This is a genomic window from Lacrimispora amygdalina (assembly GCF_900205965.1).
In the GTDB taxonomy this organism is placed as follows: domain Bacteria; phylum Bacillota; class Clostridia; order Lachnospirales; family Lachnospiraceae; genus Lacrimispora; species Lacrimispora amygdalina_A.
In genome coordinates, this window is the sequence record NZ_OAOF01000019.1 from 50,628 (window position 1) to 76,293 (window position 25,666).

The following is a 25,666-nucleotide window of genomic DNA, read 5'->3' on the forward strand; positions in this document are numbered from 1 at the left end:
AGTCCTGCTCTGTTTTGAAAGGATATATAATGAAAGTCTTACGAGTGACAAATCCTGGAGTTATAGAAGTTCAAGATGATACGAAACCGGTGATTGAAAAGGCCGATGAAGTTATAATTAAAGTTCAGGCAGCTGGAATATGCGGTTCCGATATCAGTATTTATAAAGGTACATCACCGGTTGCTACTTATCCCCGTATAATTGGGCATGAATTTACTGGCGAAATAACACAGATGGGACAAGACGTTAACCGGATAAAGGATTTTAAGGTCGGGGATCATGTTGTGGTAAATCCGGTATGCAGCTGTGGAACATGCCGGATCTGCCAGAAGAAAAGGGAAAATGTATGCGCGAATTTATCGGTGATGGGAGTACATAGAGATGGCGGCTACGGAGAGTATGTAAAAGTACCCGCAAAGAACGTGTTTGCCGTCAGTAAGGATATCCCATGGGAAAAAGCAGCAATCGTGGAACCATATACGGTAGCGGCGCAGGTAACTTCCCGTGGAGGAGTGGAAGCGGGAGATACGGTTTTGATCTGCGGAAGCGGACAAATCGCATTGACCATTTTACAGGTCTGCAATATTCTTGGTGCCAGATGCATTATGACAGATCTGGTTGAGGACCGTTTAAAACGGGCAGAGGAATTTGGTGCGTTTAAGACCATCCATTCAGGAAAAGAAGATGTGGTGGCAAGAGTAAAGGAAATAACTGGTGGAATTGGTGCAGATGTTGCCATAGATGCAGCGTGTGTAGGGAAAACCCTGGAAGAGGCGGCGCTGGCGGTTCGTTCCGGTGGAGTGGTTGTTACGATGGGATTCCATGACACATTAACGCCAATTACCGAATTTCAGATCACATCAAGAGAGCTGGATATCAGAGGTTCCAGACTCAATAATAATAAATTCCCCCAGGTAATTGAATGGTTTGAAAGCGGAAAGCTGGATCCGGGCAGGATTATTACAGACCGGTTCCATTTTACAGAGATAGAAAAGGCTTTTGAGAAATTAAAAAATGAACCGGAATCAACCATGAAGATAATTTTGACATTTTAGGTATAGTTATTAATAAAAAGAGTGGCGCATCTTATTTTATAAGAATTCGCCACTCTCTTATTTTAAACATCCATCTCTTTATTGACCGACTAATTGATCCAGGGATTTAAACTGATAACCCAGCTCTTCCCATTTGGTCAGGAGCTCATCAAGTATTTGTGCATTCGTACTGGAAGTACTGTGCAATAGCACAATGGCTCCGGGGTGAATCCGCCCTAAAAGCTTTTTAAAGGCCTCTTCCTTGGTAGGCTGTTTATCCTGATACCAGTCCACATAGGCAAGACTCCAGAAAAAAGTTTTATATCCCATCTCATTTGCCATCTGTAAGTTAGATTCACTGTATTTGCCCTGAGGCGGACGATAATATTTTTTCATCTGCTGCCCTGTGGTTTGTTCAAACAATGTTTCTAAGTCACCCAGCTCTTTTTCAAAGGATTCCTTCGAACTCATCTTGGACATATCCGGGTGATGAAACGTATGGTTGCCTACCGTGTGTCCTTCCGCTATCATCCGTTTAACCAGATCTGGTGCAGTTTCTATGTAGTTGCCGACAACAAAAAAGGTGGCAGGTGCATGGTGCTTTTTTAATGCATCCAGAATTGCAGCAGTATTCCCGTTTTCGTAGCCGGCATCGAAGGTTAAATATAAAACCTTATCCTTGGTTTTATCTGCATAGTAAGCATTAAACTGTTTTAAGTAATCCATGGTAGCATTGGCTACCGGTGGCTGCCCTTCCTGCTGGAAGCTTAATCCCCAGTTTCCCTCTGCAGCAGCTTCTACAGCACGATGATGCCCGGTAAGCATAGCTCCCATTCGCCCGGCATAAAAGGCGCAGAACAGGAACAGAAATATCTTCAGGGCGTTCTTTCCCTTTTCAGGTGAAACGGAAATTGTTCTGATTTTATCGGCCAGTCTTAATCGGTTGAACCATTTCATAGTAAAACTCCGTTATGTACGTTTGTTTCAATATATGACAGAGTTTCGGAAATATATGCGGAAGGATTATTGTTCAGACCATTTCTCTCCCCAGATTTTCATCTGATTGACCACGTTTTGTAAATCCATGCCTTTCTCTGTCAGGGTGTAATTAACTGCTGGCGGTATGGTTGGGATGACTTCTCTTGTTAAAATACCATGAGATTCTAACAGACGCAGACAGGCAGTCAGAGTTTTGGGACTGATCCCGTGTAAATTCATTCTAAGTTCTCCGAAACGTTTTGTGCCTGAGAAAAGATTTTTTACAATAAGAAAGGACCATTTCCCCCCAATGATGTTAAACATTTTTTCAACATGACATTCCAGGGTTTTGGGTTTTATTTCTTTATTCTTCATGATTTTTTCTTCCTTGCTATTATTCATTTGATAGTTAGTATCTTTTGTGTAATTATATAACGAAAATGTAATTACTTGTCAAGATAAACAAAAGATATTAAGATGAAGAGACAAAAAACAGGAGGATTTATCATGAAAAAATCATATCGGATCTATCAGGTAGATTCATTTACACGGGAGAGATTTACAGGAAATCCCGCAGGAGTGGTGGCCAATGCTGACGGTTTAAGTGACAGTATGATGCTTAAAATGGCAAGGGAGTTAAATAATTCCGAGACAGCATTTATTTTTTCCGGATCAGAAGGGGAGTATGATGTTCATGTCCGTTTTTTCACACCGCTGTGCGAAGTACCTGTCTGTGGTCATGCCACAATCGCAGCCCATTATATCAGAGCGTTAGAAAGAGGGCTGACATCCGGGGTGGTTATCCAGAAAACCGGGGCAGGAATTCTTCCTGTTGAAATCTGGTCTGAAAATGAAGATTACACCATCACCATGACACAGGGAGAGGTGAAGGTCGGAGATCCGCTGCCTTTACCCGTTCAGATGGAGATACTGGCAGCTCTGGGGATTCCGGCAGAAAAACAGAGAAAGGATTGCCCAATTGCCATAGCATCAACCGGTCATTCCAAAGTAATGATTGGCATCACAGAGCCAAACCTGCTTCATCAATTAAAACCGGACCTTGCAAAGCTCACAGAAATCAGCTTTCGAACCGGCTGCAATGGATACTATGTATTTACACTTCACCCAGATGAACCCATTCTTGTTCATGGAAGAATGTTCGCGCCGGCCATTGGAATTGCAGAAGACCCTGTGACGGGAAATGCCAATGGACCTTTAGGGGCTTACTTCATTACGTACGGACTGTTTGGTAAAGAGAAAGAGGAATTTGCGTTTGAAGCGGTACAGGGGGAAGCCATCGGGCGTATGGGAAAGATTGGAGTTAAGGTATTAATCGCACAGGGAAAGCCGGTAAAAGTAAAAATTACAGGCAGAGCAGTGATTGTCTTCTCAACAGAATTGGAATTATAACAAAAAAAGGATTTTTATCCGGCGGTTACCCCGACCAGGTAAAAATCCTTTCTGTCTTTATTCTTCCGTTATGACTGTACCGGCTTTTCCGATCAGACTTTCCTCTGCTTTTTCAAGGGAAGTAATGACCGCTTTCCGATTCCTGCCGTGCTGAATGAAATCTAAGGATGCCTCAATTTTTGGAAGCATAGAGGAGGATTCAAACTGATTGTCTTCTATATATGATGCAGCTTCCGCTCTGTTCATCTGACCGATGGGTTTTTCTTCCGGCTTGCCGAAGTTTAGGGTTACGTTATCCACGTTTGTTAATATCATGAGCACATCAGCATCGATTTCTTTCGCCAGAAGTCCTGCAGCTCTGTCCTTCTCAATCACAGCACTGGCACCTTTTAAGTAGCAGCCCTGCTCCATGACAGGGATCCCGCCGCCTCCGCAGGCGATTACAATCTGATCTGCATCCATAACTGCCTTTATAATATCAATCTCAACGATGGAAACCGGTTTTGGAGAAGCAACAACTCTGCGGAATCCTTTACTCGGAACCTCTTCTACAAAGTTTCCCTTTTCCTCTTCTTCCTTTGCTTCCTCCGCTGTCATGAAACGGCCGATGGGTTTCATGGGTGTGTAGAAAGCCTCATCATAGGGGTTTACCATCATCTGGGTTAAAATGGTAGCTACGGATTTATAGATCCCCCTGGTCATAAGTTCTGCACGGATACCATTTTGCAGATCATAGCCGATATAGCCCTGACTCATGGCAGAACAGACTGACATGGGAGCGGAGGTGTAACCATCATGCTGTTTTCCAAATTCATTCATTGCAGTATGGATCATTCCTACCTGTGGGGCATTGCTGTGAGTAACAGCTACCTGCCAGCCGGACTGAATAAAATCTGCAATTACTTTGGAAGTTTTGGCTACTGCAGTTTTCTGTTCCGGAAGGTTCGTTCCCAAAGCATGGTGTCCCAAAGCTATCACAATACGTTTTTTAGCCATATCATTTCCTCTCAGTTTCATGTATTTTAGTCAAAAATTATAGAAATATTATAGTATCAGGAGAGGAAAAAAGCAACCGCTTTCGGACAACTGGGGGTTTGAGAAAAGATTTCAATAGAATTTAGAAATAATTTTAAAAAAATTAAGTGGATATCCTGAAAACTGATGGTATAATGTTTAAGAAGATACAGAAAATGAAAGGAGTGGTACGTATGACAGGAATTATTTTGCATCTGCTTCTTCCCTTATTTACCTACACGCTGACTACTACTTTCCTGTATCTGGCGGTTCCCATTGAACCTCTTTTAGCTACGGGATTATCTGCAGCACTTAACATTCCGGTTTTGCTGTGGATTTACTTCTATGATCAGAAAAGAAGAGGATATTCCCCGTCAGAGAGCCGAAAACCCGGAAGTGGTCTTATATTTATCTTTCTGCTTGGAGCCTCTCTTTGTATTCTGGGAAATTCGATCGTGGAACTCATGGGACTGACCAGAATATCGAAGGCGTATCAGGAAGCGGCGAATGCCCTGTATACTCCTCCGATTGTGATTCAGCTTGCGGCATCCGGTTTCATCATTCCGGCAGCAGAGGAGCTGATTTTCAGGGGGATGATATTTGCTTCCCTGCGGGATAAGTTCTCTTTTGGACTATCGGCAGTGGTATCAGCCGGATTATTCGGACTTTACCACGGAAATCTTCCCCAGGGAGTTTATGCATTTTTAATCGGTCTTACGGCAGCATGGCTTTATGAAAGAACGAAAGCTTTGCTGGCGCCATGCATGCTTCACATCTCGGCGAATCTATTTTCTCTTTTCATAACGAACACGAAGCTGTCTGATTTTCTGTTTCAAAGAGAACATGCTGTAGTGACTGCAGCTGTTATAGCTGCGGCAGTCGTTGTGACTGCAATCTGTTTTGTCCGGATTTATAGGAAAAATAACCTAAAGGAGGATATTGTGTGAAACTCTTATCTGTAGCAATTCCATGTTATAATTCAGAATCCTATATGAGGCACTGCATCGATTCCCTGCTGCCAGGTGGAGAAGAAGTAGAGATTCTTATCGTAGATGACGGTTCTACAAAAGACCGTACAGCTGAAATTGCAGATGAATATGAACGGAATTATCCTGGCATCTGCAGGGCGATTCATCAGGAGAATGGCGGACATGGAGAAGCGGTGAATGCAGGATTAAGAAATGCAACCGGAATTTATTTTAAGGTAGTGGACAGCGACGACTGGGTGGATGAATCTGCTTATATGGAAATTCTCAACACGCTCAGGCGCTTTGTCTTTGGAGAGAAGACGCTTGATATGCTGGTGAGCAATTTTGTCTATGAAAAACAGGGTTCAAAGCGGAAAAAAGTCATGAATTACCGGACCGCACTTCCGGAGAATGAGCTGATTGACTGGGATGATGTAAAGGTTTTTGTGCTGGGGCAGTACATTCTCATGCACTCTGTAATCTACCGGACTGAGCTGCTTAAGCAGTGCGGCCTGGAATTACCGAAACATACATTCTATGTAGATAATATATTTGTTTACCAGCCGCTTCCCCATGTAAAAACAATGTATTATCTGAATGTAAACTTTTACCGTTATTTTATAGGCAGGGATGATCAGTCTGTCAATGAACAGGTTATGATCGGGCGTATTGACCAGCAGATCCGGGTGACAAAGCTGATGCTATCCTATTATGATGTAACGAAGATAAAACAGCGCAAACTTCGCCGTTACATGGTGAGGTATTTAGAGATAATGATGGTTATTACCTCAATTCTTGCCATTAAGTCCGGAACAGAGGAAAATATGGAGAAAAAGGAAGAATTGTGGCAGAGTCTGAGAAAGCAGAATTTAAAGCTTTATCTAAGACTGCGTTACGGATTCCTGGGACAAGGAGTAAATCTGCCTGGGAAAGGCGGAATGAAATTCCCCATCGCCATTTATAAAATGACCCAGAAATTCTTTGGATTTAATTAGAGTGGGATCTAAAAAGGCCTTCCCGGCAGGTGGGAAAGCCTTTTTTTAACTGATCGCTTTTTCGGAAACCTTTTTCCTCTTTGGTACAAGAGAATCGCTATAAACAAACTGATACATAATATATGCCATGGCAATGGAACCGAGTCCGTCAAAAGCGGAATGCTGCTTTAAGAATACAGTTGCAAGGCAGATTAAAATCATTAAAAGGAAGGATCCTGCACGTAACAAATTGTTGTTCTGCAAGCGCTGGCTGCGGCAGACCGCAATGTGTACACAGATGGAATTGTAAACGTGTATACTAGGAAATACGTTGGTACAGGTATCTGCAGCGTAGAGTCCCTTTACGATGGAAGAAAAAATATTCTTACCCGGATCAATGTAAGGCCTGAAATCCGTTCCATTGGGAAAAACGGTGCAGATCACCAGACTGATGGTCATTCCGGTGAAAAGCATTGTGCATAGTCTGTAATATTCTTTAACATCAAAAAAGAAAAAGTAACAGATGGAAATAGCCACATAACCAAACCAAAGAAGGTAAGGAACAATGAAATATTCATTAAAAGGAATATAGTCATCAATGGCAATATGCATGATATGGTAGTTGCTGGTCACAGTTTTTTCCAGGTATAAAAACCAGGGTAAATAGACCAAAGCATAACTGAGCAGCCAGGCATGCCGGTATTTGGTTAATAGCTGTTTTATATTCATAAGAAACACCCTTCTTGTCAATTGCGTGGGATAATAGTGATTAACTTTTGAGGATTATATCATACTCGATTTCACAGTACAATAGTATTTCATAAATGTTAATATTTTATTCAGTAAAGCTTTCAAATCATGTATTTAAATATAATCTTTTTATAAAACTGTTGATAGACCGTCCATCTTTGTGTATAGTATATAGGCAGACTTTTGTTTTGAAAGGAATAAATGATGTTACAAAAATATATAATGGTATTTTTAATTTCCATGGTGCCGCTCATAGAATTAAGAGGAGCGATTCCTTACTCTGCAGTGATGGGACTGCCATTGTTACAGTCCTATTTGATAGCAATCATTGGAAATATGCTTCCGGTGCCGATTATTTTTCTATTTGCCCGGAAGGTTCTTGAGTGGGGAGGAGATAAGCCGGTAATCGGCGGCTTCTTTACGTGGTGCCTGAAAAAAGGAAAGCACGGCGGAGAAAAACTGCAGGCGAAAGCCGGAAGAGGATTGTTTATTGCTCTTTTGCTGTTTGTTGGCATTCCACTTCCGGGTACCGGTGCCTGGACCGGCACATTGGCAGCCAGCCTGCTTGACATTGATTTTAAATCCAGTGTTTTAGCTGTGATGGGAGGCGTTCTTCTGGCAGGACTTATTATGGGGCTTGCCAGTGCAGGAATTCTTGGAGCGCTTCAATCCGTTGTATTTTAAAAAACTGGTAGGAAGAAGGGCAGAATGGAACGAAAGAATGAAGAAGGGCTGACGGAAAAAGAGTATCTTTTACAGTACCGTCCGGGAGATTACGAACGCCCGTCCGTAACGGTGGATATGCTGATTTTTGCATGGGACCAGGAGGAGTCGAAGACAGAAATCCTTCTCATTAAACGGAAAAACCATCCCTGTATTGGTGAGTGGGCAATTCCAGGAGGATTTGTAAACATGGATGAATCCCTGGAAGACGCCGCAGCCAGGGAGCTGTTTGAGGAAACCGGGCTGAAGGGAATCTATATGGAACAGCTTTATACCTGGGGAAGTGTAAAAAGAGACCCCAGAACAAGAGTGATTTCCGTTTCTTACTTAGCGGCTGTTACAAAGGACCAGTTACAGGTTCAGGCAGGTGATGATGCGGGAAAAGCCTGTTGGTTTGAAGTGACAAAAAAGAAGCTTTCAGACCTTGAAAACGGCGCGACATATGCGCTTACCATTGAGAATGAAGACGAACATATTTTTATCAGCTACCGGATAACGGAAACCTTTGAACGGGATGGTCTGATGTGGAAAAAGGATACAGACATTGAACTTCTTCCTGCAATTGATATGCTGGACCAGGAGAAGCTGGCATTTGACCATGCCGAAATTCTAAATGTTGCCATGGACCGGCTGGAAGAGCTGGAAAAAGAGGATTAAGATAGTGCGTTATACAGTCAGTGCATCACTTTCATAAGTGGTGCATTCTTTAATTGTAAGAAAATTTTAAGCAGCAATGCCTTGCATTTATGATATACTGATAAAAGAAAAATGGGATGAAAGATACAGGAGATAATAGGTTATGACAAAAAAAACATGCAGACTGATTAGTCTGGTAATTGGCTTTTCCCTTCTCACCTCCAGCATCTGTTATGGAACAGAGATACCGATGGTTCAGCCGTTTCCCGGTTCTGCCGGTACGACACAGGCGGCAGACGGGCCAGGCACGGCAAAAAGCGGACAGGCAGAACAGGCAGCGGACAGCCGGAAATCTCCGGAGGCTCCTGCAGCGGTATCTGCAGAGACTTCCACAGCGGTTTCTTCACAAACTTCTACAGTAAGTGTACCCCAGATCTCTTCGGAGGGAGCGGTATTAATGGATGCTGATACAGGAGCGCTTCTTTATTCAAAGAACAGTGAGACAAGGTATTATCCGGCCAGTATCACCAAACTGATGACGGCTCTTTTAGTGGCAGAACGTACGAATCTGTCAGACACGGTTACCTTTTCTAAAACTGCCACTACAAACCTGGAGTCAGGAGCGGTAACCCTGAATATGACGGAAGGAGACAGGCTGACAGTGGAGCAGAGTCTTTATGGTCTGATGCTTCGCTCTGCCAATGATGTGGCCAATGGTCTTGCTGAGCATGTATCGGGAAGCGTCAGCTCTTTTTCCCAGCTGATGAACGCAAGAGCAAAAGAGCTTGGCTGCACGAATACGAATTTTGCCAATCCCAACGGACTTAATAATTCCAATCATTATACGACACCCCATGATATGGCATTGATTGCAAGAGCCGCTTTTCAAAATAATGTGGTAAGAAAGGTCTGCTCTACTGTCCGTTATCAGATTCCGGCCACGAAGAAGGCTGGTGCAAGAACCGTAACCATGGGCCATAAAATGATTAATTCTGCAGACTCCCGTTACTACCCCGGTGTGGTCGGCGGAAAGACAGGATATACTTCTCTGGCAGGCAATACCCTGGTTACATATGCGCAGAAGGATGGAGTACGTTTCATTGTGGTCATTATGAAAAGTAAATCCACTCATTATAACGATACAAAAGCACTTCTTGATTATGGATTTGCCTTAAAGGGGACAGGCGGCAGCCATTTAAAAGCCAATGCTTCCTCCGGATGGGTTCAGTCAGAGGGAAGATGGTATTATTATCATACTGACGGAACCATGGCATGCAATGACTGGGTGAAAACCAATGAGAAGTGGTATTATCTGGGCAGTGACGGTGTTATGCTAAAGGATACGGTAACACCTGATGGATATCGTCTGGATGCCTCAGGTGTCTGGATTTCATAAAGAGGACGATACAAGAAAAGAGCCGTACGGCTCTTTTTCTAACGTTCTTTATTTTCCTCTTGGGCAGTATCACAGGACCTTTCTGTAATATCGCAGATATCGGTCCGGTATTCCATAATTTCTTCCACGCTGCAGTCTAAAATTCTGCACAGCATGTCAATCGTATGAGTAGATACGAAATTGTTTTTCTTAAGCCGCCCGATTTGACCGGCGCTGACCTTGCAATATTTGATCAGATGATACTGGCTGACGTTTTTCTTTTTCATGGTTTCCCACAGTCTGTCATAAACAATCATAGTTAGTCACCTCACACCTTTATTAAACCTTGATTATCCAGTATTGCATATTATCCATAATTGGTTTCTATCATACAGGAAACGTATGTGATTATGGAAGCCCCGGACTTGACGGAGACGGACTCTTCATTGTATGATGAAAGGACAGTAAAAAAAGGAATGAGAGAAGATGAGGAATAATCAGATGTGGTTTGCTGCCGGAGTTTTTTGTGCTGCTGCCGGCGCAGTATCTCTGCTGCGTTCGGAATACGAGAGAGAACAGCTTTCTGTGGAGAGAACCGTTCTGGAAAGCAGTAAGATCGGAAAAAACGTAAGGCTTGTATTTCTTTCGGACCTTCACAGTCATTGTTTTGGAGCAGACAATAAAAGACTTCTTCAGGCAATTGATCACGAGAATCCGGATCTGGTGCTTGCCGGCGGAGATATGATGGTTGTAAAGAAAACAGCGGATACCCGGATCAGTTTACAACTGATGGAGAAGCTGGCTAACCGCTATCCGGTTTTTTACGGCAATGGGAATCATGAAAACCGCATGGACCGGGAACGTCTGGTCTATGGTGACCAGTATGATACGTATGAAAACAGCTTAAAACAGCTGGGTGTAATCGTTTTAAAGGACCGGACAGAATTATACCGGAAGGATATTGCCATAACAGGTGTTGATTTAAAGGAAGGCTGTTATAAGGATTTTCGGCCGGAGCGCCTTTTGCCGGAAGAACTGGAACAAAAAGCAGGGAAGGCATCGAAGGAACGGTTTCAGATTCTATTGTCCCATTCCCCTCTTTATTTTAAGACTTATAAAAGCTGGGGAGCTGATCTGACTTTATCCGGCCATTTCCATGGAGGAACCATACGCCTTCCATATCTGGGAGGAGTAATGACTCCCCAATATCAGTTTTTTAATCCCTACTGCGCAGGGACGTTTCAGACAGATGGGAAATATATGATTGTAAGCAGAGGTCTGGGCACACACTCGATAAATATCCGCCTGAATAACAAGCCCCAGTTAGTTATCGTGGATTTAAAACCAAAATCTTCAATTTGACCTTCCATATATTTACAGATTGGTCTGGATTTGGTATACTGCTTTTTAGCATGCTTTCAATCAGCTTTGGAGGAATATATGGGAATCTCTTATAAACTGGATAATTTCGAAGGACCACTTGATCTGCTGCTTCACTTGATTGATAAAAACAAGGTGAATATCTATGACATTCCCATTGTGACCATTACGGAACAGTATCTGGATTACATGAATCATATGGAAACAGAGGATTTAAATATTGTCAGTGAATTTCTCGTCATGGCTGCGACGCTGATCGATATTAAAGCGCGCATGCTTCTTCCCAAAGAAATTAATGAAGAAGGGGAGGAAGAGGATCCCAGGGCTGAACTTGTTGCACGCCTTCTGGAATACAAGTATTTTAAATATATGGCGTCAGAGCTTAGAGACCGGGAGGTAGGTGCAGACCGTCTGTTATTCAAAACACCTACTGTACCGGCGGAGGTATCCAAATATGAACCTCCCATAGATTTAGACAAGCTTCTTGACGGACTGACTCTGGCAAAGCTGCAGGAGATTTTCCGGGCGGTGACGAAGCGGACGCAGGACCGTGTGGATCCCATCAGAAGCCGGTTTGGAAATATCCGCAAGGAAGCAGTCAGCCTGGAGGATAAAATAGCATCAGTTATGGATTTTGCCAGACAGCACCGGAAGTTCTCCTTCCGTAGGATGCTGGAAGGGCAGCCTGACCGGATTGAAGTAGTCGTAACTTTTTTAGCGCTTCTGGAGCTCATGAAGATCGGCAAGATCGCTCTGACCCAGGAGCATTTATTTGATGATATGATGATTGAGACCCTGGAGCCGGAAGGCGGGGAAGGGGAACTGGATTTTACGGATCTGGGAGAGGAAGAGAAAGTCAATGGATAAAGAAACTCTGACAGCAGACAGGTCAGCAAAGAGCGCGAAAGAAGAAAAGAAATGGGAAGCGGTCATTGAGGCGGTTCTTTTTACCATGGGGAATTCGGTTGAGCTTGGCCGGCTGGCTGCAGCCATCGGTCAGGATGAAGAAACAGCCAGAGAAACGGTGCTCCGGCTGATGAAGCGTTATGAGACGGGAAAGAAGGGAATGCAGATTATTGCGCTGGAGAACAGCTATCAGATGTGTACCCGCCCGGAATATTACGAGAATTTAATAAGGGTTGCCTGCACGCCCAAAAAGCAGGTATTGTCAGAAGTGGTTTTGGAGACACTCTCCATCATTGCTTACAAACAGCCTGTTACGAAGCTGGAGATAGAGAAGATCCGCGGTGTCAAGTCGGACCATGCGGTCAACAAGCTGGTGGAATATAATCTGGTATATGAGGTGGGACGTTTAGATGCGCCTGGACGTCCTGCACTTTTTGCAACAACGGAAGAATTTTTAAGAAGATTTGGAATTGGCTCCACTCAGAATTTACCGGCTGCAGATCCTTTGGTCGCAGCGGAGATTCGTATGGAAGTGGAAGAAGAACTATCTGGAAGCGGATTATTGCTTACGGAGGAAGAAAACAGTGATGCACAGCAGGAGGAATACATTGACAGCGAACATAAAGATTAAATATTTTACAGATGAAATAGAGAGACTGAGATACATAGACGGCAAATCCGACTGGATTGATTTACGTGCTGCAAAAGAAGTGGAGTTAAAAGCAGGTGAATTTAAATTGATCCCTCTTGGAATTGCCATGGAACTTCCTGCCGGCTATGAAGCCCATGTGGTCCCGAGAAGCAGTACGTATAAAAATTACGGAATTATTCAGACTAACAGCATGGGTATCATTGATGAGACTTACTGCGGAGAGAATGACCAGTGGTTTTTCCCTGCATATGCACTACGGGATACGGTGATTCATGTCAATGACCGGATCTGCCAGTTCCGCATAACAGAGCATCAGCCCGCCATCTGCTTTGAGGAAGTTAATTGTATGGAGCATGAGGACCGGGGCGGACACGGAAGCACTGGAATACAATAACATTGATAGATTTGTGAAAGTTGGAGATATTAACATGAAAAGAAAAACCGGATATGGAACGCTTTTAATTGTTCTTACTCTGATTCTTACAATGTCATCCGGATGCGGGAATAAAGTGAGCCGGTATACGTACCGGGATGACGGAATAAAGGCGCTTAATGAAGGGAATTACAAGGATGCCATACAGTACTTAAACCAGGCCATTGATGCGAAAAAGGGACTGGTAGGAACGTTTGACACGGATGTATTAAAATACAGGGCAGAAGCGGAATATCTTTCTGGTGATTTTAAGGCAGCAGCCGGTACCTATGATATATTAATTAAAATTGATGGGGAAAAGCCTGAGTACTTAAACATGCGCAGCGCCTCCAGAGCCGGTGCAGGAGATAATGACGGTGCCATAGCCGATTATAACCGCAGCATGGAACTGGATCCGGACAACAAAGCTCCAGGAAGAATGAACGCCCTTTTAGCAGCAGGAGCAGCCATGGAAGCAGCAGGATCTCCTTCAGATGCAATGACTCTTTACGAAGGTGCCGCAGCAGCAGAAGAAGCAGGCCCCATGCTCTATAACCGTATGGGTTTATGCAAGATGGCGGATAAAGACTGGGATGGGGCGCTTTTGGCATTTCAGACCGGCCTTTCTAAACCAGAAGCATCAAGTGTGCCGGAGCTGTTGTTTAACACGGCTGTTGTATATGAACGGAAGGGAGAGTTTAAGAAAGCTCTGGATTTCATGCAGCAATATATTTCTTTGCATGGGCCGGATGACGAAGCACAACGGGAAATTACATTTTTGAAGTCGAGATAGGTTGGAGAAGGAATGGCAGAACTGATAGAATTAAAAGAAATTGAAGAAAAGGTTATTCTGGCAGCGGTCAGTACTGGAGACGGGACAGATGTAAGAGCATCGCTCGATGAACTGGAAGAGCTGGTAAAGACGGCAGGTGCCGCTGCAGTGGATAAGATAATTCAGAACCGGGAAAGAATTCATCCGGGAACTTATCTTGGAAAAGGCAAGATTGATGAAATCCGGGAGCGTATATTTGAGCTTGGAGCAACCGGAGTTGTGTGTGACGATGAGCTGTCACCTGCGCAGATGCGCAATCTGGAGGACGCTCTTCAGATTAAGGTAATGGACCGGACAATGGTAATTCTCGATATATTTGCAGCCAGAGCCACCACAAGTGAAGGTAAGATCCAGGTGGAACTTGCACAGCTGCGATACCGTTCGGCTAGGCTGGTAGGATTACGAAGCTCATTATCCCGTCTTGGCGGTGGTATCGGAACAAGAGGGCCTGGAGAGAAAAAGCTGGAGATGGACAGGAGACTGATTCACGACAGGATCAGCGTTCTGAAAGCGGATTTAGAGGCTGTAAAGCGTCACAGAGAGGTAGCCAGACAGCAGAGAGATAAAAATCACATGCCTGTGGCAGCTATTGTGGGATATACCAACGCAGGCAAATCCACCCTGTTAAACCATCTGACCGGTGCCGGAATTCTGGCGGAGGACAAGCTTTTTGCAACGTTAGATCCCACAACAAGAAACTTAAGTCTGCCGGGGGGACAGCAGATACTTTTAACAGATACCGTTGGATTTATCAGAAAACTGCCCCATCATTTGATTGAGGCGTTTAAAAGCACCCTGGAAGAGGCCAAATACAGCGATATTATCCTTCATGTAGTGGACTGCTCCAATCCTCAGATGGATATCCAGATGCATGTGGTATATGAGACGTTACGGGAACTGGGTGTTACAGATAAGGTTATGGTTACTGTATTTAATAAAATAGATGCAGCAGAACCGGATGTTACCCTTAAAGATATTTCATCGGATTTTCAGGTCCGGATCTCCGCGCGTACAGGAGAAGGTCTTGATGAACTGGAGAATGTGCTGGAATCTATTTTAAGAAGCAGAAGAATTTATTTAGAAAAAGTTTATTCTTACAAGGACGCTGGATTGATCCAGCAGATCCGTAAATACGGTCAGCTTTTAAGAGAAGAATACTTAGAAGATGGTATACTGGTGAACGCTTATGTACCAGCAGAATTGTTTGCAGGTCTGGCAGGCAGCCGGGATATTTTAGACGAATGAGAAAGCACAATATGTTGATTTTGGGACAAAAACAAAATCCACATATTGTGTTTTCTTTTTTGATCTGCTATAATACATCTGTATTTAAAAAGTGAAACGGTTTTTGTGAAAGGAGTAAAGGTCTGATGATTCAGGTAGTAAAAAGAGATGGGGAAGAAGCGGAATTTAGCTTGGGGAAGATCACGGAAGCCATTAAGAAAGCATTTAGTGCAACCGGGAAGGAGTATAACAATGAAATTCTGGAACTTCTGTCTCTGCGGGTGACGGCAGATTTTCAGGAGAAGATGAATGATGGTAAGATTACGGTGGAACAGATCCAGGACAGTGTGGAGCATGTGCTGGAACAGGCGGGATATACAGATGTAGCCAAGGCCTACATATTATATAGAAAACAGCGGGAAAAGATACGAAATATGAAAAACACCATTCTGGATTATAAAGATGTGGTGAACAGTTACGTTAAAGTTGAGGACTGGCGTGTAAAGGAGAACTCAACGGTCACTTATTCCGTAGGAGGACTGATTTTAAGCAATTCCGGTGCGGTAACAGCGAATTACTGGCTGTCAGAGATCTATGATCACGAGATAGCAGAGGCACACAGAAATGCGGATATCCATATCCATGATTTGTCCATGCTTACCGGTTACTGCGCCGGCTGGTCATTAAAGCAATTACTTTTAGAGGGGCTGGGAGGAATCCCGGGTAAGATCACTTCTTCTCCTGCAAAGCATTTATCCGTACTCTGCAACCAGATGGTTAACTTTCTGGGGATTATGCAGAATGAATGGGCGGGTGCTCAGGCATTTTCTTCTTTTGATACCTATCTGGCACCTTTTGTGAAGAGTGACCAGTTGTCCTATCCGGAAGTCAAAAAGTGCATTGAGTCTTTTATTTATGGTGTGAATACACCCAGCCGGTGGGGTACCCAGGCACCCTTTTCCAATATTACCCTGGATTGGACTGTACCATCTGATATGGCAGAACTGAATGCCATTGTAGGCGGAAAAGAGATGGCTTTTAAATACAAGGACTGCAAAAAAGAGATGGACATGGTAAACAAGGCGTTTATTGAAACCATGATTGAGGGAGATGCCAACGGAAGAGGTTTTCAGTATCCGATCCCTACCTATTCAATCACCAGGGATTTTGATTGGAGTGACACGGAAAATAATCGTCTGCTGTTTGAGATGACCTCCAAATACGGAACTCCTTATTTTTCCAATTATATCAACAGCGATATGGAACCCAGTGATGTAAGAAGCATGTGCTGCCGCCTCAGACTGGATTTAAGGGAGTTAAGAAGAAAAACCGGGGGATTCTTTGGCTCAGGAGAAAGCACAGGATCTGTTGGTGTGGTGACCATTAATCTGCCAAGAATTGCATATCTGTCTAAAGATAAAACGGATTTTTACAAACGTTTAAACCGGATGATGGATTTGTCAGCCAGATCATTAAAGACAAAGAGACAGGTCATTACAAAGCTTCTTGACCAGGGTCTGTATCCCTATACAAAACGTTATCTGGGAAGCTTTGAGAATCATTTCTCAACCATTGGGCTGATCGGTATGAATGAAGTTGGTTTAAATGCAAAGTGGCTGGGGAAAGACTTAACCGATACAAAGACACAGCAATTTACTAAGGAAGTTTTAAATCATATGAGGGAGCGGCTTTCTGACTATCAGGAGATGTATGGGGATCTTTATAATCTGGAAGCAACACCTGCAGAATCCACCACCTACCGTCTTGCCAAACATGACAGAAAGTATTATCCGGATATTAAGACTGCAGGACATGAGGGAGACACCCCTTATTATACCAACAGTTCCCATCTTCCGGTGGATTACACCGCCGATGTTTTTGATGCTCTGGATATACAGGATGAGCTTCAGACCCTTTATACATCAGGGACCGTATTTCATGCATTCCTCGGCGAGAAGCTGCCTGACTGGGCGGCTGCAGCAAAACTGGTAAAAACCATTGCCGATCATTATAAACTGCCGTATTATACCTTATCTCCCACTTATTCGATCTGTGCAGAGCATGGTTATCTGGCAGGAGAACATAGTGTCTGCCCGGTATGCAAAAAGAATGCGGAGGTCTACAGCCGTATTACCGGCTATTACCGGCCGGTGCAAAACTGGAATGAAGGTAAGACCCAGGAATATAAAAACCGTACTACTTACAATATTTCCGGTTCTGTATTAAAAAACGGCAGCCAGGAGCAGAAAACTGAAAAAGGAACAGAAAAAAAGCCGGAGATGCCGACTGGAACTTATTTGTTTACCACTAAGACTTGTCCAAACTGCCGTCTGGCAAAGCAATTCCTGAAAAACGTAGATTATGAAATAGTGGATGCGGATGAGAATGCAGAACTGACCCATAAGCTGGGAATCATGCAGGCTCCGACTCTTGTAGTGGTAAAGGATGGTTTGATTCAGAAAATCACAAATGCTTCTGATATCCGTAAATTTGCTGAAAGTATCCCATGTTGATTTTATATCCTGCATATGGTAGTAAGTCAAAAGATTCTGTGCTATAATAGTACAGAATCTTTTGATGTTTCAGACAGAAAGGGGCATAGCAGATGGAATATGAGAATACGTGGGTCCTGTTTGGGGATGGGGGAGCAGTAGCCAGAAAGAGTATTGAAGCAGAACATCACTATATCAGCCTGCAGATACAGACACATGGAGATGGCGCTTTTACACTGGTAATTGAGGCTGGAATTGAAGCAATATCAGTAGAGCTTCAATCAAAGACGCTGGAAGAAGCGCTGCAGGAAGCAGATGGATTTTCCAGAGACTATTTCCGTGACAAGGCCCGCTTATTTGATGAAATTTCGGACCGGATCTGAATGATAAATTCAAAAATCCGTTGGATTACAGCGCAGCCTTGCTGCTGTGATCCAACGGATTTTTTATATGGTACGATTTCTCAGTCTTCCATGCCTTCCAGGCGTTTCTGCTCTGTAACAAGGTCGGCTAAAGTGATGCTGTCTACCACATCAGAAATAGCCTGATCCAGTTTTTTCCATACGATCATGCTGGCACAGATATCCGCTCTGCTGCAGGAATTCACCTCTTCTTCCATACAGGATACAGGTACCAGACTGCCTTCCGCAAGACGCAGAATCATGCCCACCGTATATTCGGAAGGATCTTTTGTCAGATAATAGCCTCCCTGTGCTCCTCTGCGGCTCTTTACGAATCCGGCCCGGCTTAAAATCGTGACAATCTGCTCTAAATATTTATCTGATATGTCCTGCCGCTCTGCAACATGGTTAATCTTTGTACATTCACCTGGCCGAAGTGCAAATTCAATCATCATACGAAGTGCATATCGTCCTTTGGTAGAAAATTTCATCACAGCAAACTCCTCCCCCTGATTATTCTTATCTGTTTAGTAGGATATTAAAATATTTTACACGATCGGGATAAAAAAGTAAACCGTAAATTATCCGGCTTCCAAATTGTCGAAAAAGGATGTATACTAATACTCACTGGGAGATTGGAAAAAAGTAGGAGGATTTACTGTGAGTAAAAAATTGCATACAACTCAGGTGATCATGACGGAAGGCATTATCTGGAAACAGCTTTTGGCTTTTTCCATGCCGCTCCTGGTCGGGAATTTATTTCAGCAGCTCTACAATACAGTGGATTCAGTCGTAGTGGGGAATTTTATCGGCAGCGATGCATTGGCTGCAGTGGGATCCAGCAACTCTCTGATTAACCTGATTATAGGTATGTTTATGGGAATCGGCACCGGAGCGGGTGTGATCATATCCCAGTATTACGGAGCAGACGAAAAGCAAAAGCTGCATTGGGCGGTACACACAACAATAGCCTTAAGTATTGTGGGAGGTCTTATTCTGATATTGCTGGGAGTCTTATTATCTCCGGTAATCCTTGTTTTAATGGGAACACCACAGACAGTTATGCCGGCATCTGTTGCATATCTGCGGATTTTTTTCTGCGGCTCCCTGTTTAATCTGGTGTATAATATGGGATCGGGGGTATTACGGGCAGTGGGAGATTCCAGACGGCCGCTTATTTTTCTGTGCATTTCCTCTGTTATCAACATTATTCTGGATCTTGTGTTTGTAGTGGTTTTTCAGATGGGGACAGCAGGTGTGGCCTATGCAACAGTGGCAGCACAGGGGGTATCATCCCTGCTTACAGTCCGGGCACTGGTACATACAGATGATATATACCGGCTGGAACTGGCAAAAATAAAAATTGACCGGCGTATGATGACCAGGGTCTTAAAGATTGGGATTCCAAGCGGTATACAGCAGTCTATTATATCCCTTTCCAATGTAATTGTTCAGGCCAATGTCAACAGCTTCGGTGCTGCAGCCATGGCAGGATTTGGTTCCTACAGTAAGATCGATGGATTTGCCATGCTGCCTCTTCAAAGCTTCTGTATGGCAGCAACCACATTTACCGGACAGAATATCGGTGCAAGAAAACCCAGGCGGGTGAAACAGGGGGTCTTTCAGGGGCTTGTGATCAGCCTGAGTTATACCATACTGATATCGGTCTTTCTTTATCTGAATGCGGAGCGGATACTTAGAATATTTTCCCCGGATCAGCAGGTTATCGGATTTGGTTATAACTCCATGCTGATTCTGCTTCCGTTTTACTGGACGATGGCCATACACCAGATTCTGATGGGAAGCATACGGGGAAGCGGCAGGACCATGGTTACCATGCTGATCGGAGTAGGGAATATGTGTATTCTCCGAATGATTTATATAAATTTACTGGTACCATTTTTCCCCAGTTTTGAAGCGGTGATGTGGTGTTATCCTATAACATGGCTTACAACCATGGGAATGGACTGTGTCTATGCATGGAAGGCAAAGTGGATACCGAAAGGGAAAGACGAACAGATAGGAGAAAAAAGTCAATGAAACATGGATATATCAGAGTTGCGGCTGCGACTCCGGACGTAAAAGTAGCAGATCCGCAGTTTAACAGAGAAAGTATCGTAAGACTCATCAGGGAAGGTATAAATAGAAACACAAAAATTATGGTATTTCCTGAACTTTGTCTCACTGCTTATACCTGCGGAGATTTATTCGGACAGGATGCTCTGCTTGCAAAGGCAAAAGAAGAGTTGAAAATAATTGTAAAAGAGACTAAGGGCAGTGATATACTTGTATTTGTCGGTCTGCCCTGGGAACGGGACGGAAAGCTTTATAATACGGCAGCAGCAGTGCAAAACGGGAGAGTGATTGGATTGATTCCCAAAATTAATCTTCCCAATTATTCTGAATTTTATGAACTCCGCTATTTTGAACCAGGAAACGCAAAGCCGGTGACGGTCTCCTGGGAAGGATATGACATTCCCATGGGATCTAACCTGCTCTTTGCCTGCAGCGAGATCCCCGGTCTTGTGATCGGGACGGAGATCTGTGAGGATGCATGGATTCCAAATCCACCGTCCATACGGCACGCCGTTGCGGGAGCTACCGTCATCGTAAACTGCTCAGCAAGTGACGAGACTACAGGGAAGGATTTATACAGGAGAAGTCTGATAACCGGACATTCAGCCAGTCTGGTATGCGGTTATATCTATACCAATGCAGGGGAAGGTGAATCTACTCAGGATCTGGTGTTCGGAGGACAGAACTTAATTGCTGAGAATGGGCTTTTGCTGGCGGAATCCAAACGTTTTGGCAATGAAACCATATATGCAGATATGGATCTTGAGCGTCTCATACATGACAGGAGACGTATGACTACGTTCCCGGCACCTGACAGAGAAAATTATCTGGTGATACCGTTTTCTATAAAACCTGTAGATCTGGATTTGAGACGGAGAATTGATCCAAGGCCATTTGTACCGGCTGGCGAGGCGGAACGAAACCGCAGATGTGAAGAGATTCTTTCCATACAGGCGATGGGATTAAAGAAACGCCTGGCGCATACTGGCTTAAGAACTGCTGTGCTGGGGATTTCCGGAGGTCTTGACTCAACCCTGGCTCTTTTGGTAACTGCCCGGGCATTTGACATGCTGGGGATACCGAGAAATCAGATTCACGCAGTTACCATGCCCTGCTTTGGTACAACGGACCGCACCTATCAGAATGCCTGTCTTCTGACGGAGAAGCTGGAAGCAGAACTGACGGAGGTAAACATCAGGGAAGCTGTTTCCATCCATTTTCAGGATATCGGACATGACCCCGATAAGCATGATGTAACTTATGAGAATTCCCAGGCAAGGGAGAGAACCCAGATACTGATGGATCTTGCCAATCGTCTGGGCGGACTTGTCATAGGAACCGGAGACATGTCTGAACTGGCTCTTGGCTGGGCTACCTATAACGGGGATCATATGTCCATGTATGGAGTGAATACATCGGTGCCAAAGACGCTGGTCCGCCATCTGGTCCGTTACTACGCCGATACCTGCGAGGAGGAAGCGTTAAAGGGTGTACTCATGGACATACTGGATACGCCTGTCAGTCCGGAACTTCTGCCGCCGAAGGACGGAGAGATCGCCCAGAAAACAGAAGATCTTGTTGGACCGTACGAGCTTCATGATTTCTTTCTTTATCAGATTTTGAGATTTGGCTGCCGTCCTTCAAAGGTATACCGTATGGGAGTGATCGCATTCGAGAATCAATACACACCAGAGGTTATTTTAAAGTGGCTGAAGGTGTTTTACAGAAGATTTTTCAGCCAGCAGTTTAAACGCTCCTGCATGCCTGACGGACCAAAGGTAGGTTCTGTTGCAGTATCTCCGCGGGGTGACCTGCGTATGCCCAGTGATGCAGTCAGCCGGCTGTGGCTGGAAGAACTGGAAAATTTATAAAGAGAGGTATCGTATGATAACCAGCAGTGCCAATGGGAAAGTAAAGCAGGTGATGAACCTGATGAAAAAGGCGAAGGCCAGAAATGAAAGCGGATTATTCGTAGCGGAGGGGCTTCGCATATTTAAGGAGATTCCGGCGGAACGAATAGAGAGCATATTTGTTTCGGAAGGTTTCTTAAAAGAGAAGGATCATAAGAAACTGATAACCGGAATGCAGTATGAAGTTCTGACTGATGAGGTTTTTCACGTGATGTCAGATACCAGGACGCCACAGGGAATACTGGCCCTTGTTAAACAGCAAACTTATACACCGGAGGATCTTACACGGACTCCCGGACCTGCTTTTTTAATGATACTGGAAAATATACAGGATCCTGGAAACCTTGGAACTATTATCCGGGCAGGAGAAGGAGCGGGAATTACCGGAATTCTTATGAACAGTACCACTGCGGATATCTATAATCCCAAGGTGATCCGCTCCACAATGGGATCAGTATTCCGGGTTCCGTTTGCTTACACCAATGATTTAACTGCTTCCATTCTCCGGTTAAAAGAGCAGGGCATACGATTATATGCAGCCCATCTGGCTGGGAGGAATAATTATGAGAAAGAAGATTATACTGTTGATACAGGGTTTTTGATTGGCAATGAAGGCAATGGTCTTACAGAGGAGACGGCCAGGCTTGCGGATGCTTACATTAAGATCCCCATGATGGGGAGTGTAGAATCGCTGAATGCAGCAGTGGCAGCTTCTGTTCTCATGTTTGAAGCTGCAAGGCAGCGCAGAGCGTAGGACAGGGAAAAAAATAAGTCTTTTTTTCAACGGTAATGTTGAGAAATAATGGAACATATAGTATGATAGTGTCAACGGATAGATTTGCCGTGGTACTTTGCCTATCATGGCAGGGAAGGGGAATGAGAGAATGGCAGCAATCTATTGGCTTATAGGTTTTGTAGTGCTTCTTGGTATTGAAGCAGCGACGATGGCGCTTACTACCATCTGGTTTGCAGGCGGTGCGCTTGTTGCATTTGTACTTGCATTGTTTGGCGTTAATACGCAGGTGCAGCTTGCTGTGTTTGTAATTGTATCTTTTATTCTGTTATTTTTCACCAGACCTTTTGCTTTAAAATATGTAAACAGGTATACCGTAAAGACCAATTCAGACAGCCTGATTGGGAAGTATGCCAGGGTTACGGCAGAGATTAATAACCAGGAGGGAAAAGGAGCTGCAGTGATTAACGGTCAGGAATGGACGGCAAGAGCACTGGAAGATGACAGCATCTATCCGCCGGGCGTTATGGTGGAAATAAAGGATATCAAAGGAGTCAAGCTGATTGTAAGCAGGAAACAGGAGGGAAATTAAGATGGAAGCAATTGGATATTCAGCAGTTATTATTATATTAATCATTATTCTGGCAGTACTGGCATCCTGTATCAGAATCGTTCCGCAGGCACAGGCGCTTGTTGTGGAACGTCTGGGTGCGTTTCTTGATACCTGGTCTGTCGGTGTGCACATCAAACTGCCGATTTTTGACCGTGTGGCCAAAAGAGTGAATTTAAAAGAACAGGTAGCGGATTTTCCACCCCAGCCGGTTATTACCAAAGATAACGTCACCATGAGAATTGATACGGTTATATTTTTTCAGATCACGGATCCAAAGCTTTATGCTTACGGTGTGGATAACCCTCTTATGGCTATTGAGAACCTGACGGCGACTACGCTTCGTAATATTATCGGTGATCTGGAGCTTGACCAGACGCTTACCTCCAGGGAAACCATTAATGCAAAGATGAGGGAAACTCTGGATATTGCAACAGACCCATGGGGAATCAAGGTAAACCGTGTGGAGTTAAAGAATATTATGCCTCCGGCAGCCATTCAGGATGCCATGGAAAAACAGATGAAGGCAGAACGTGAACGACGGGAAGCGATCTTAAGGGCAGAAGGAGAGAAAAAGTCCACAGTTCTTGTTGCAGAAGGCAAAAAAGAATCTGCAATTCTTGATGCTGAGGCTGAAAAGCAGGCTGCGATTCTTCGTGCTGAGGCGGAGAAGGAAAAGAGAATCCGCGAGGCTGAAGGTCAGGCAGAAGCAACCTTAAAGATCCAGCAGGCCAACGCAGATGGTATCCGTATGATAAAGGAAGCTGGAGCAGACAAGGCAGTTCTTGTGATAAAAAGTCTGGAAGCATTTAAGGCTGCAGCTGACGGAAAAGCAACTAAAATCATAATTCCGTCGGAGATTCAGGGACTTGCAGGGCTGGTTTCTTCTATAACGGAGATTCCTAAAGAATGAGTGAACCGCAGCAGATGTCATAAGACTTCTTGCTGCGGTTTTTGCAGACACAGACGTTTTTTGGGAGGCTTAGATGGAACTTAAACTGGATTTGGAACGGGAATACGGGCTTGTTCTGGAAGGCGGGGGTGCCAAAGGTGCATACCAGATCGGAGCTTGGAAGGCCCTTAGGGAAGCTGGTGTGAAGATTAAAGGGATCGCAGGTGCTTCTGTAGGCTCATTAAACGGTGCACTGGTCTGTATGGATGATCTGGAGCGGGCTGAAAAGATCTGGAAAAATATTGATTATTCCCAGGTAATGTCAGTCAGCAATGAAACCATGGAAGCACTGAAAAAAAAGGATTTTAAGGCACTGAATCTGCAGGAACTGATTACCAGAGGCTTTCAGCTTGTTAAGGAAGGCGGATTTGATATTACGCCATTAAAGAATCTGATTGCGGATGTTGTAGGAGACGAGAAGAAGATCTTAAACTCAGACAGAGAGTTTTATTCGGTCACCTATTCGGTATCGGACCGCAAAGAGCTGGTGGTAGATGTAAGAAAGGGGGAAATGGGCACAGTAAAGGACATGCTTCTGGCAAGTGCCTATTTTCTGGCTTTCAAAAATGAAAAGCTTGGCGGAAAACGGTATATGGATGGCGGAGGCGTTAACAATGTACCTCTTGATGTCTTAATTGATCATGGCTATGAGGATATTATTGTGATACGGATTTATGGCTGGGGCTTTGATAAGGAACGGGTGGTTAAAATACCCGATGGAATTAGGGTTTACCATATTGCTCCCAGGCAGGACCTTGGAGGGATTCTGGAATTTGATAAAAAACAGGCGAGGAAGAATCTGACTCTGGGTTATTACGATGCCAAACGGTTCTTATATGACCTGGCCGGACGAATCTACTATATCGATGCACCCAGGACCGAAGCCTATTACTTTGACAAAATGATGTCCGAGATGGAGCTTTTAAAACGGTATAAAAAGGATCTGGCAGGTGACGTGGAAGAATCTGTGGCAGGTTACCGGACCTATACGGAGACGCTTTTTCCAAAACTTGCGGCACAATTCAAATTGAAAGAAGGATGGGATTACAAAGATCTGTATCTGGGAATTTTGGAGGATTTAGCAAAACGGCTCAGGGTAAAACGCTTTCGGATTTATACGGTAGATGAGCTCCTTTGTGAGATCCGAAGAAAGCTTCATCTGCTGAGAAATGAGTCTTCCTTCTAGCCTGATTGTATTTTAAAAAATATAGCTTGCATAAATAT

Annotated in this window: 27 protein-coding genes; 21 read left to right on the plus strand and 6 right to left on the minus strand. The window is 44.1% G+C overall.

The window, feature by feature from the left end:
* Nucleotides 1–29 precede the first annotated feature (29 nt).
* Nucleotides 30–1,055 (plus strand): zinc-binding alcohol dehydrogenase family protein, encoded by a 1,026-nt coding sequence (locus CRO04_RS20690; RefSeq protein WP_097006139.1) that lies wholly within the window; start codon nucleotides 30–32, stop codon nucleotides 1,053–1,055.
* Between the two features lie 78 nt (nucleotides 1,056–1,133).
* On the opposite strand, the gene pdaA is transcribed toward CRO04_RS20690, so the two are convergent.
* The gene (pdaA, locus tag CRO04_RS20695) at nucleotides 1,134–1,991 is read right to left on the minus strand and encodes a delta-lactam-biosynthetic de-N-acetylase (protein WP_097006140.1); all 858 of its coding nucleotides are present in this window, start codon (nucleotides 1,989–1,991) and stop codon (nucleotides 1,134–1,136) included.
* A gap of 66 nt (nucleotides 1,992–2,057) precedes the next feature.
* Entirely contained in the window at nucleotides 2,058–2,387 is a 330-nt protein-coding gene (locus tag CRO04_RS20700; protein WP_097006141.1) for a winged helix-turn-helix transcriptional regulator, read from the minus strand.
* A 132-nt stretch (nucleotides 2,388–2,519) separates the two neighbouring features.
* Between CRO04_RS20700 and CRO04_RS20705 the strand changes: the two genes are divergently transcribed.
* Nucleotides 2,520–3,422 (plus strand): PhzF family isomerase, encoded by a 903-nt coding sequence (locus CRO04_RS20705; protein ID WP_097006142.1) that lies wholly within the window; start codon nucleotides 2,520–2,522, stop codon nucleotides 3,420–3,422.
* 57 nt (nucleotides 3,423–3,479) lie between these two features.
* Here CRO04_RS20705 and arcC read toward each other — a convergent pair whose 3' ends face one another.
* On the minus strand, nucleotides 3,480–4,418 hold the full coding sequence (gene arcC, locus CRO04_RS20710; RefSeq protein WP_097006143.1) for a carbamate kinase: 939 nt from the start codon (nucleotides 4,416–4,418) through the stop codon (nucleotides 3,480–3,482).
* A gap of 212 nt (nucleotides 4,419–4,630) precedes the next feature.
* Between arcC and CRO04_RS20715 the strand changes: the two genes are divergently transcribed.
* On the plus strand, nucleotides 4,631–5,383 hold the full coding sequence (locus CRO04_RS20715) for a CPBP family intramembrane glutamic endopeptidase (RefSeq protein WP_166432627.1): 753 nt from the start codon (nucleotides 4,631–4,633) through the stop codon (nucleotides 5,381–5,383).
* Nucleotides 5,380–6,399, plus strand: coding sequence for a glycosyltransferase family 2 protein (locus CRO04_RS20720; RefSeq protein ID WP_097006145.1), 1,020 nt, complete (start codon nucleotides 5,380–5,382; stop codon nucleotides 6,397–6,399). The genes CRO04_RS20715 and CRO04_RS20720 overlap by 4 nt, the downstream gene beginning before the upstream one ends.
* 45 nt (nucleotides 6,400–6,444) lie before the next feature.
* Here the strand turns inward: CRO04_RS20720 and CRO04_RS20725 are convergent, their stop codons facing one another.
* On the minus strand, nucleotides 6,445–7,107 hold the full coding sequence (locus CRO04_RS20725; protein ID WP_166432628.1) for a phosphatase PAP2 family protein: 663 nt from the start codon (nucleotides 7,105–7,107) through the stop codon (nucleotides 6,445–6,447).
* Nucleotides 7,108–7,332: 225 nt separating this feature from the next.
* Here CRO04_RS20725 and CRO04_RS20730 point away from each other — a divergent pair, with 225 nt between their 5' ends.
* The 3 genes from CRO04_RS20730 to CRO04_RS20740 all read left to right on the plus strand — a co-directional run bounded on the left by CRO04_RS20730 (nucleotide 7,333) and on the right by CRO04_RS20740 (nucleotide 9,883).
* The gene (locus tag CRO04_RS20730) at nucleotides 7,333–7,812 is read left to right on the plus strand and encodes a small multi-drug export protein (RefSeq protein ID WP_097006146.1); all 480 of its coding nucleotides are present in this window, start codon (nucleotides 7,333–7,335) and stop codon (nucleotides 7,810–7,812) included.
* Between the two features lie 24 nt (nucleotides 7,813–7,836).
* Nucleotides 7,837–8,508, plus strand: coding sequence for an NUDIX domain-containing protein (locus CRO04_RS20735; protein ID WP_097006147.1), 672 nt, complete (start codon nucleotides 7,837–7,839; stop codon nucleotides 8,506–8,508).
* 142 nt (nucleotides 8,509–8,650) lie between these two features.
* Nucleotides 8,651–9,883, plus strand: a complete 1,233-nt coding sequence (locus CRO04_RS20740) for a serine hydrolase (protein ID WP_097006148.1) — start codon at nucleotides 8,651–8,653, stop codon at nucleotides 9,881–9,883.
* 38 nt (nucleotides 9,884–9,921) lie between these two features.
* On the opposite strand, the gene CRO04_RS20745 is transcribed toward CRO04_RS20740, so the two are convergent.
* The gene (locus CRO04_RS20745) at nucleotides 9,922–10,179 is read right to left on the minus strand and encodes a helix-turn-helix domain-containing protein (RefSeq protein WP_097006149.1); all 258 of its coding nucleotides are present in this window, start codon (nucleotides 10,177–10,179) and stop codon (nucleotides 9,922–9,924) included.
* A gap of 184 nt (nucleotides 10,180–10,363) precedes the next feature.
* On the opposite strand from CRO04_RS20745, the gene CRO04_RS20750 reads away from it, so the two are divergent.
* The 8 genes from CRO04_RS20750 (at nucleotide 10,364) to CRO04_RS20785 (ending at nucleotide 18,143) form a co-directional block, all read left to right on the plus strand.
* Nucleotides 10,364–11,224, plus strand: coding sequence for a metallophosphoesterase (locus tag CRO04_RS20750; protein ID WP_097006178.1), 861 nt, complete (start codon nucleotides 10,364–10,366; stop codon nucleotides 11,222–11,224).
* Nucleotides 11,225–11,302: 78 nt separating this feature from the next.
* Nucleotides 11,303–12,109: a segregation and condensation protein A gene (locus CRO04_RS20755; RefSeq protein ID WP_097006150.1), complete on the plus strand. Its 807-nt coding sequence runs from the start codon at nucleotides 11,303–11,305 to the stop codon at nucleotides 12,107–12,109.
* Complete coding sequence (gene scpB / locus CRO04_RS20760; RefSeq protein WP_097006151.1) at nucleotides 12,102–12,779, plus strand: SMC-Scp complex subunit ScpB; 678 nt, start codon at nucleotides 12,102–12,104, stop codon at nucleotides 12,777–12,779. Before CRO04_RS20755 ends, scpB begins: the two co-directional genes overlap by 8 nt.
* Entirely contained in the window at nucleotides 12,736–13,194 is a 459-nt protein-coding gene (locus CRO04_RS20765; RefSeq protein ID WP_097006152.1) for a dUTP diphosphatase, read from the plus strand. Before scpB ends, CRO04_RS20765 begins: the two co-directional genes overlap by 44 nt.
* Nucleotides 13,195–13,228: 34 nt before the next feature.
* The gene (locus CRO04_RS20770) at nucleotides 13,229–14,005 is read left to right on the plus strand and encodes a tetratricopeptide repeat protein (RefSeq protein ID WP_097006153.1); all 777 of its coding nucleotides are present in this window, start codon (nucleotides 13,229–13,231) and stop codon (nucleotides 14,003–14,005) included.
* A gap of 12 nt (nucleotides 14,006–14,017) precedes the next feature.
* The gene (gene hflX / locus CRO04_RS20775) at nucleotides 14,018–15,289 is read left to right on the plus strand and encodes a GTPase HflX (protein ID WP_097006154.1); all 1,272 of its coding nucleotides are present in this window, start codon (nucleotides 14,018–14,020) and stop codon (nucleotides 15,287–15,289) included.
* 125 nt (nucleotides 15,290–15,414) lie between these two features.
* A complete protein-coding gene (locus CRO04_RS20780; RefSeq protein WP_097006155.1) occupies nucleotides 15,415–17,781 on the plus strand; it encodes a ribonucleoside triphosphate reductase in 2,367 nt (788 codons plus the stop codon).
* 92 nt (nucleotides 17,782–17,873) lie between these two features.
* Nucleotides 17,874–18,143 (plus strand): hypothetical protein, encoded by a 270-nt coding sequence (locus CRO04_RS20785; protein WP_097006156.1) that lies wholly within the window; start codon nucleotides 17,874–17,876, stop codon nucleotides 18,141–18,143.
* Nucleotides 18,144–18,223: 80 nt separating this feature from the next.
* Here the strand turns inward: CRO04_RS20785 and CRO04_RS20790 are convergent, their stop codons facing one another.
* Nucleotides 18,224–18,652 carry an RrF2 family transcriptional regulator gene (locus tag CRO04_RS20790; RefSeq protein ID WP_097006157.1) on the minus strand — a complete coding sequence of 143 codons (429 nt, stop codon included), beginning with the start codon at nucleotides 18,650–18,652 and terminating at the stop codon, nucleotides 18,224–18,226.
* 202 nt (nucleotides 18,653–18,854) lie between these two features.
* Here CRO04_RS20790 and CRO04_RS20795 point away from each other — a divergent pair, with 202 nt between their 5' ends.
* The 6 genes from CRO04_RS20795 (at nucleotide 18,855) to CRO04_RS20820 (ending at nucleotide 25,628) form a co-directional block, all read left to right on the plus strand.
* A complete protein-coding gene (locus CRO04_RS20795) occupies nucleotides 18,855–20,201 on the plus strand; it encodes an MATE family efflux transporter (protein ID WP_097006179.1) in 1,347 nt (448 codons plus the stop codon).
* Nucleotides 20,198–22,108, plus strand: coding sequence for an NAD(+) synthase (locus CRO04_RS20800; protein WP_097006158.1), 1,911 nt, complete (start codon nucleotides 20,198–20,200; stop codon nucleotides 22,106–22,108). The genes CRO04_RS20795 and CRO04_RS20800 overlap by 4 nt, the downstream gene beginning before the upstream one ends.
* A 13-nt stretch (nucleotides 22,109–22,121) precedes the next feature.
* Nucleotides 22,122–22,901 (plus strand): TrmH family RNA methyltransferase, encoded by a 780-nt coding sequence (locus CRO04_RS20805; protein ID WP_097006159.1) that lies wholly within the window; start codon nucleotides 22,122–22,124, stop codon nucleotides 22,899–22,901.
* A gap of 130 nt (nucleotides 22,902–23,031) precedes the next feature.
* Nucleotides 23,032–23,472 carry an NfeD family protein gene (locus CRO04_RS20810; protein ID WP_097006160.1) on the plus strand — a complete coding sequence of 147 codons (441 nt, stop codon included), beginning with the start codon at nucleotides 23,032–23,034 and terminating at the stop codon, nucleotides 23,470–23,472.
* A gap of 1 nt (nucleotide 23,473) precedes the next feature.
* Nucleotides 23,474–24,403 carry an SPFH domain-containing protein gene (locus CRO04_RS20815; protein WP_207654493.1) on the plus strand — a complete coding sequence of 310 codons (930 nt, stop codon included), beginning with the start codon at nucleotides 23,474–23,476 and terminating at the stop codon, nucleotides 24,401–24,403.
* A gap of 73 nt (nucleotides 24,404–24,476) precedes the next feature.
* The gene (locus CRO04_RS20820) at nucleotides 24,477–25,628 is read left to right on the plus strand and encodes a patatin-like phospholipase family protein (RefSeq protein WP_097006161.1); all 1,152 of its coding nucleotides are present in this window, start codon (nucleotides 24,477–24,479) and stop codon (nucleotides 25,626–25,628) included.
* Nucleotides 25,629–25,666: the final 38 nt, after the last annotated feature.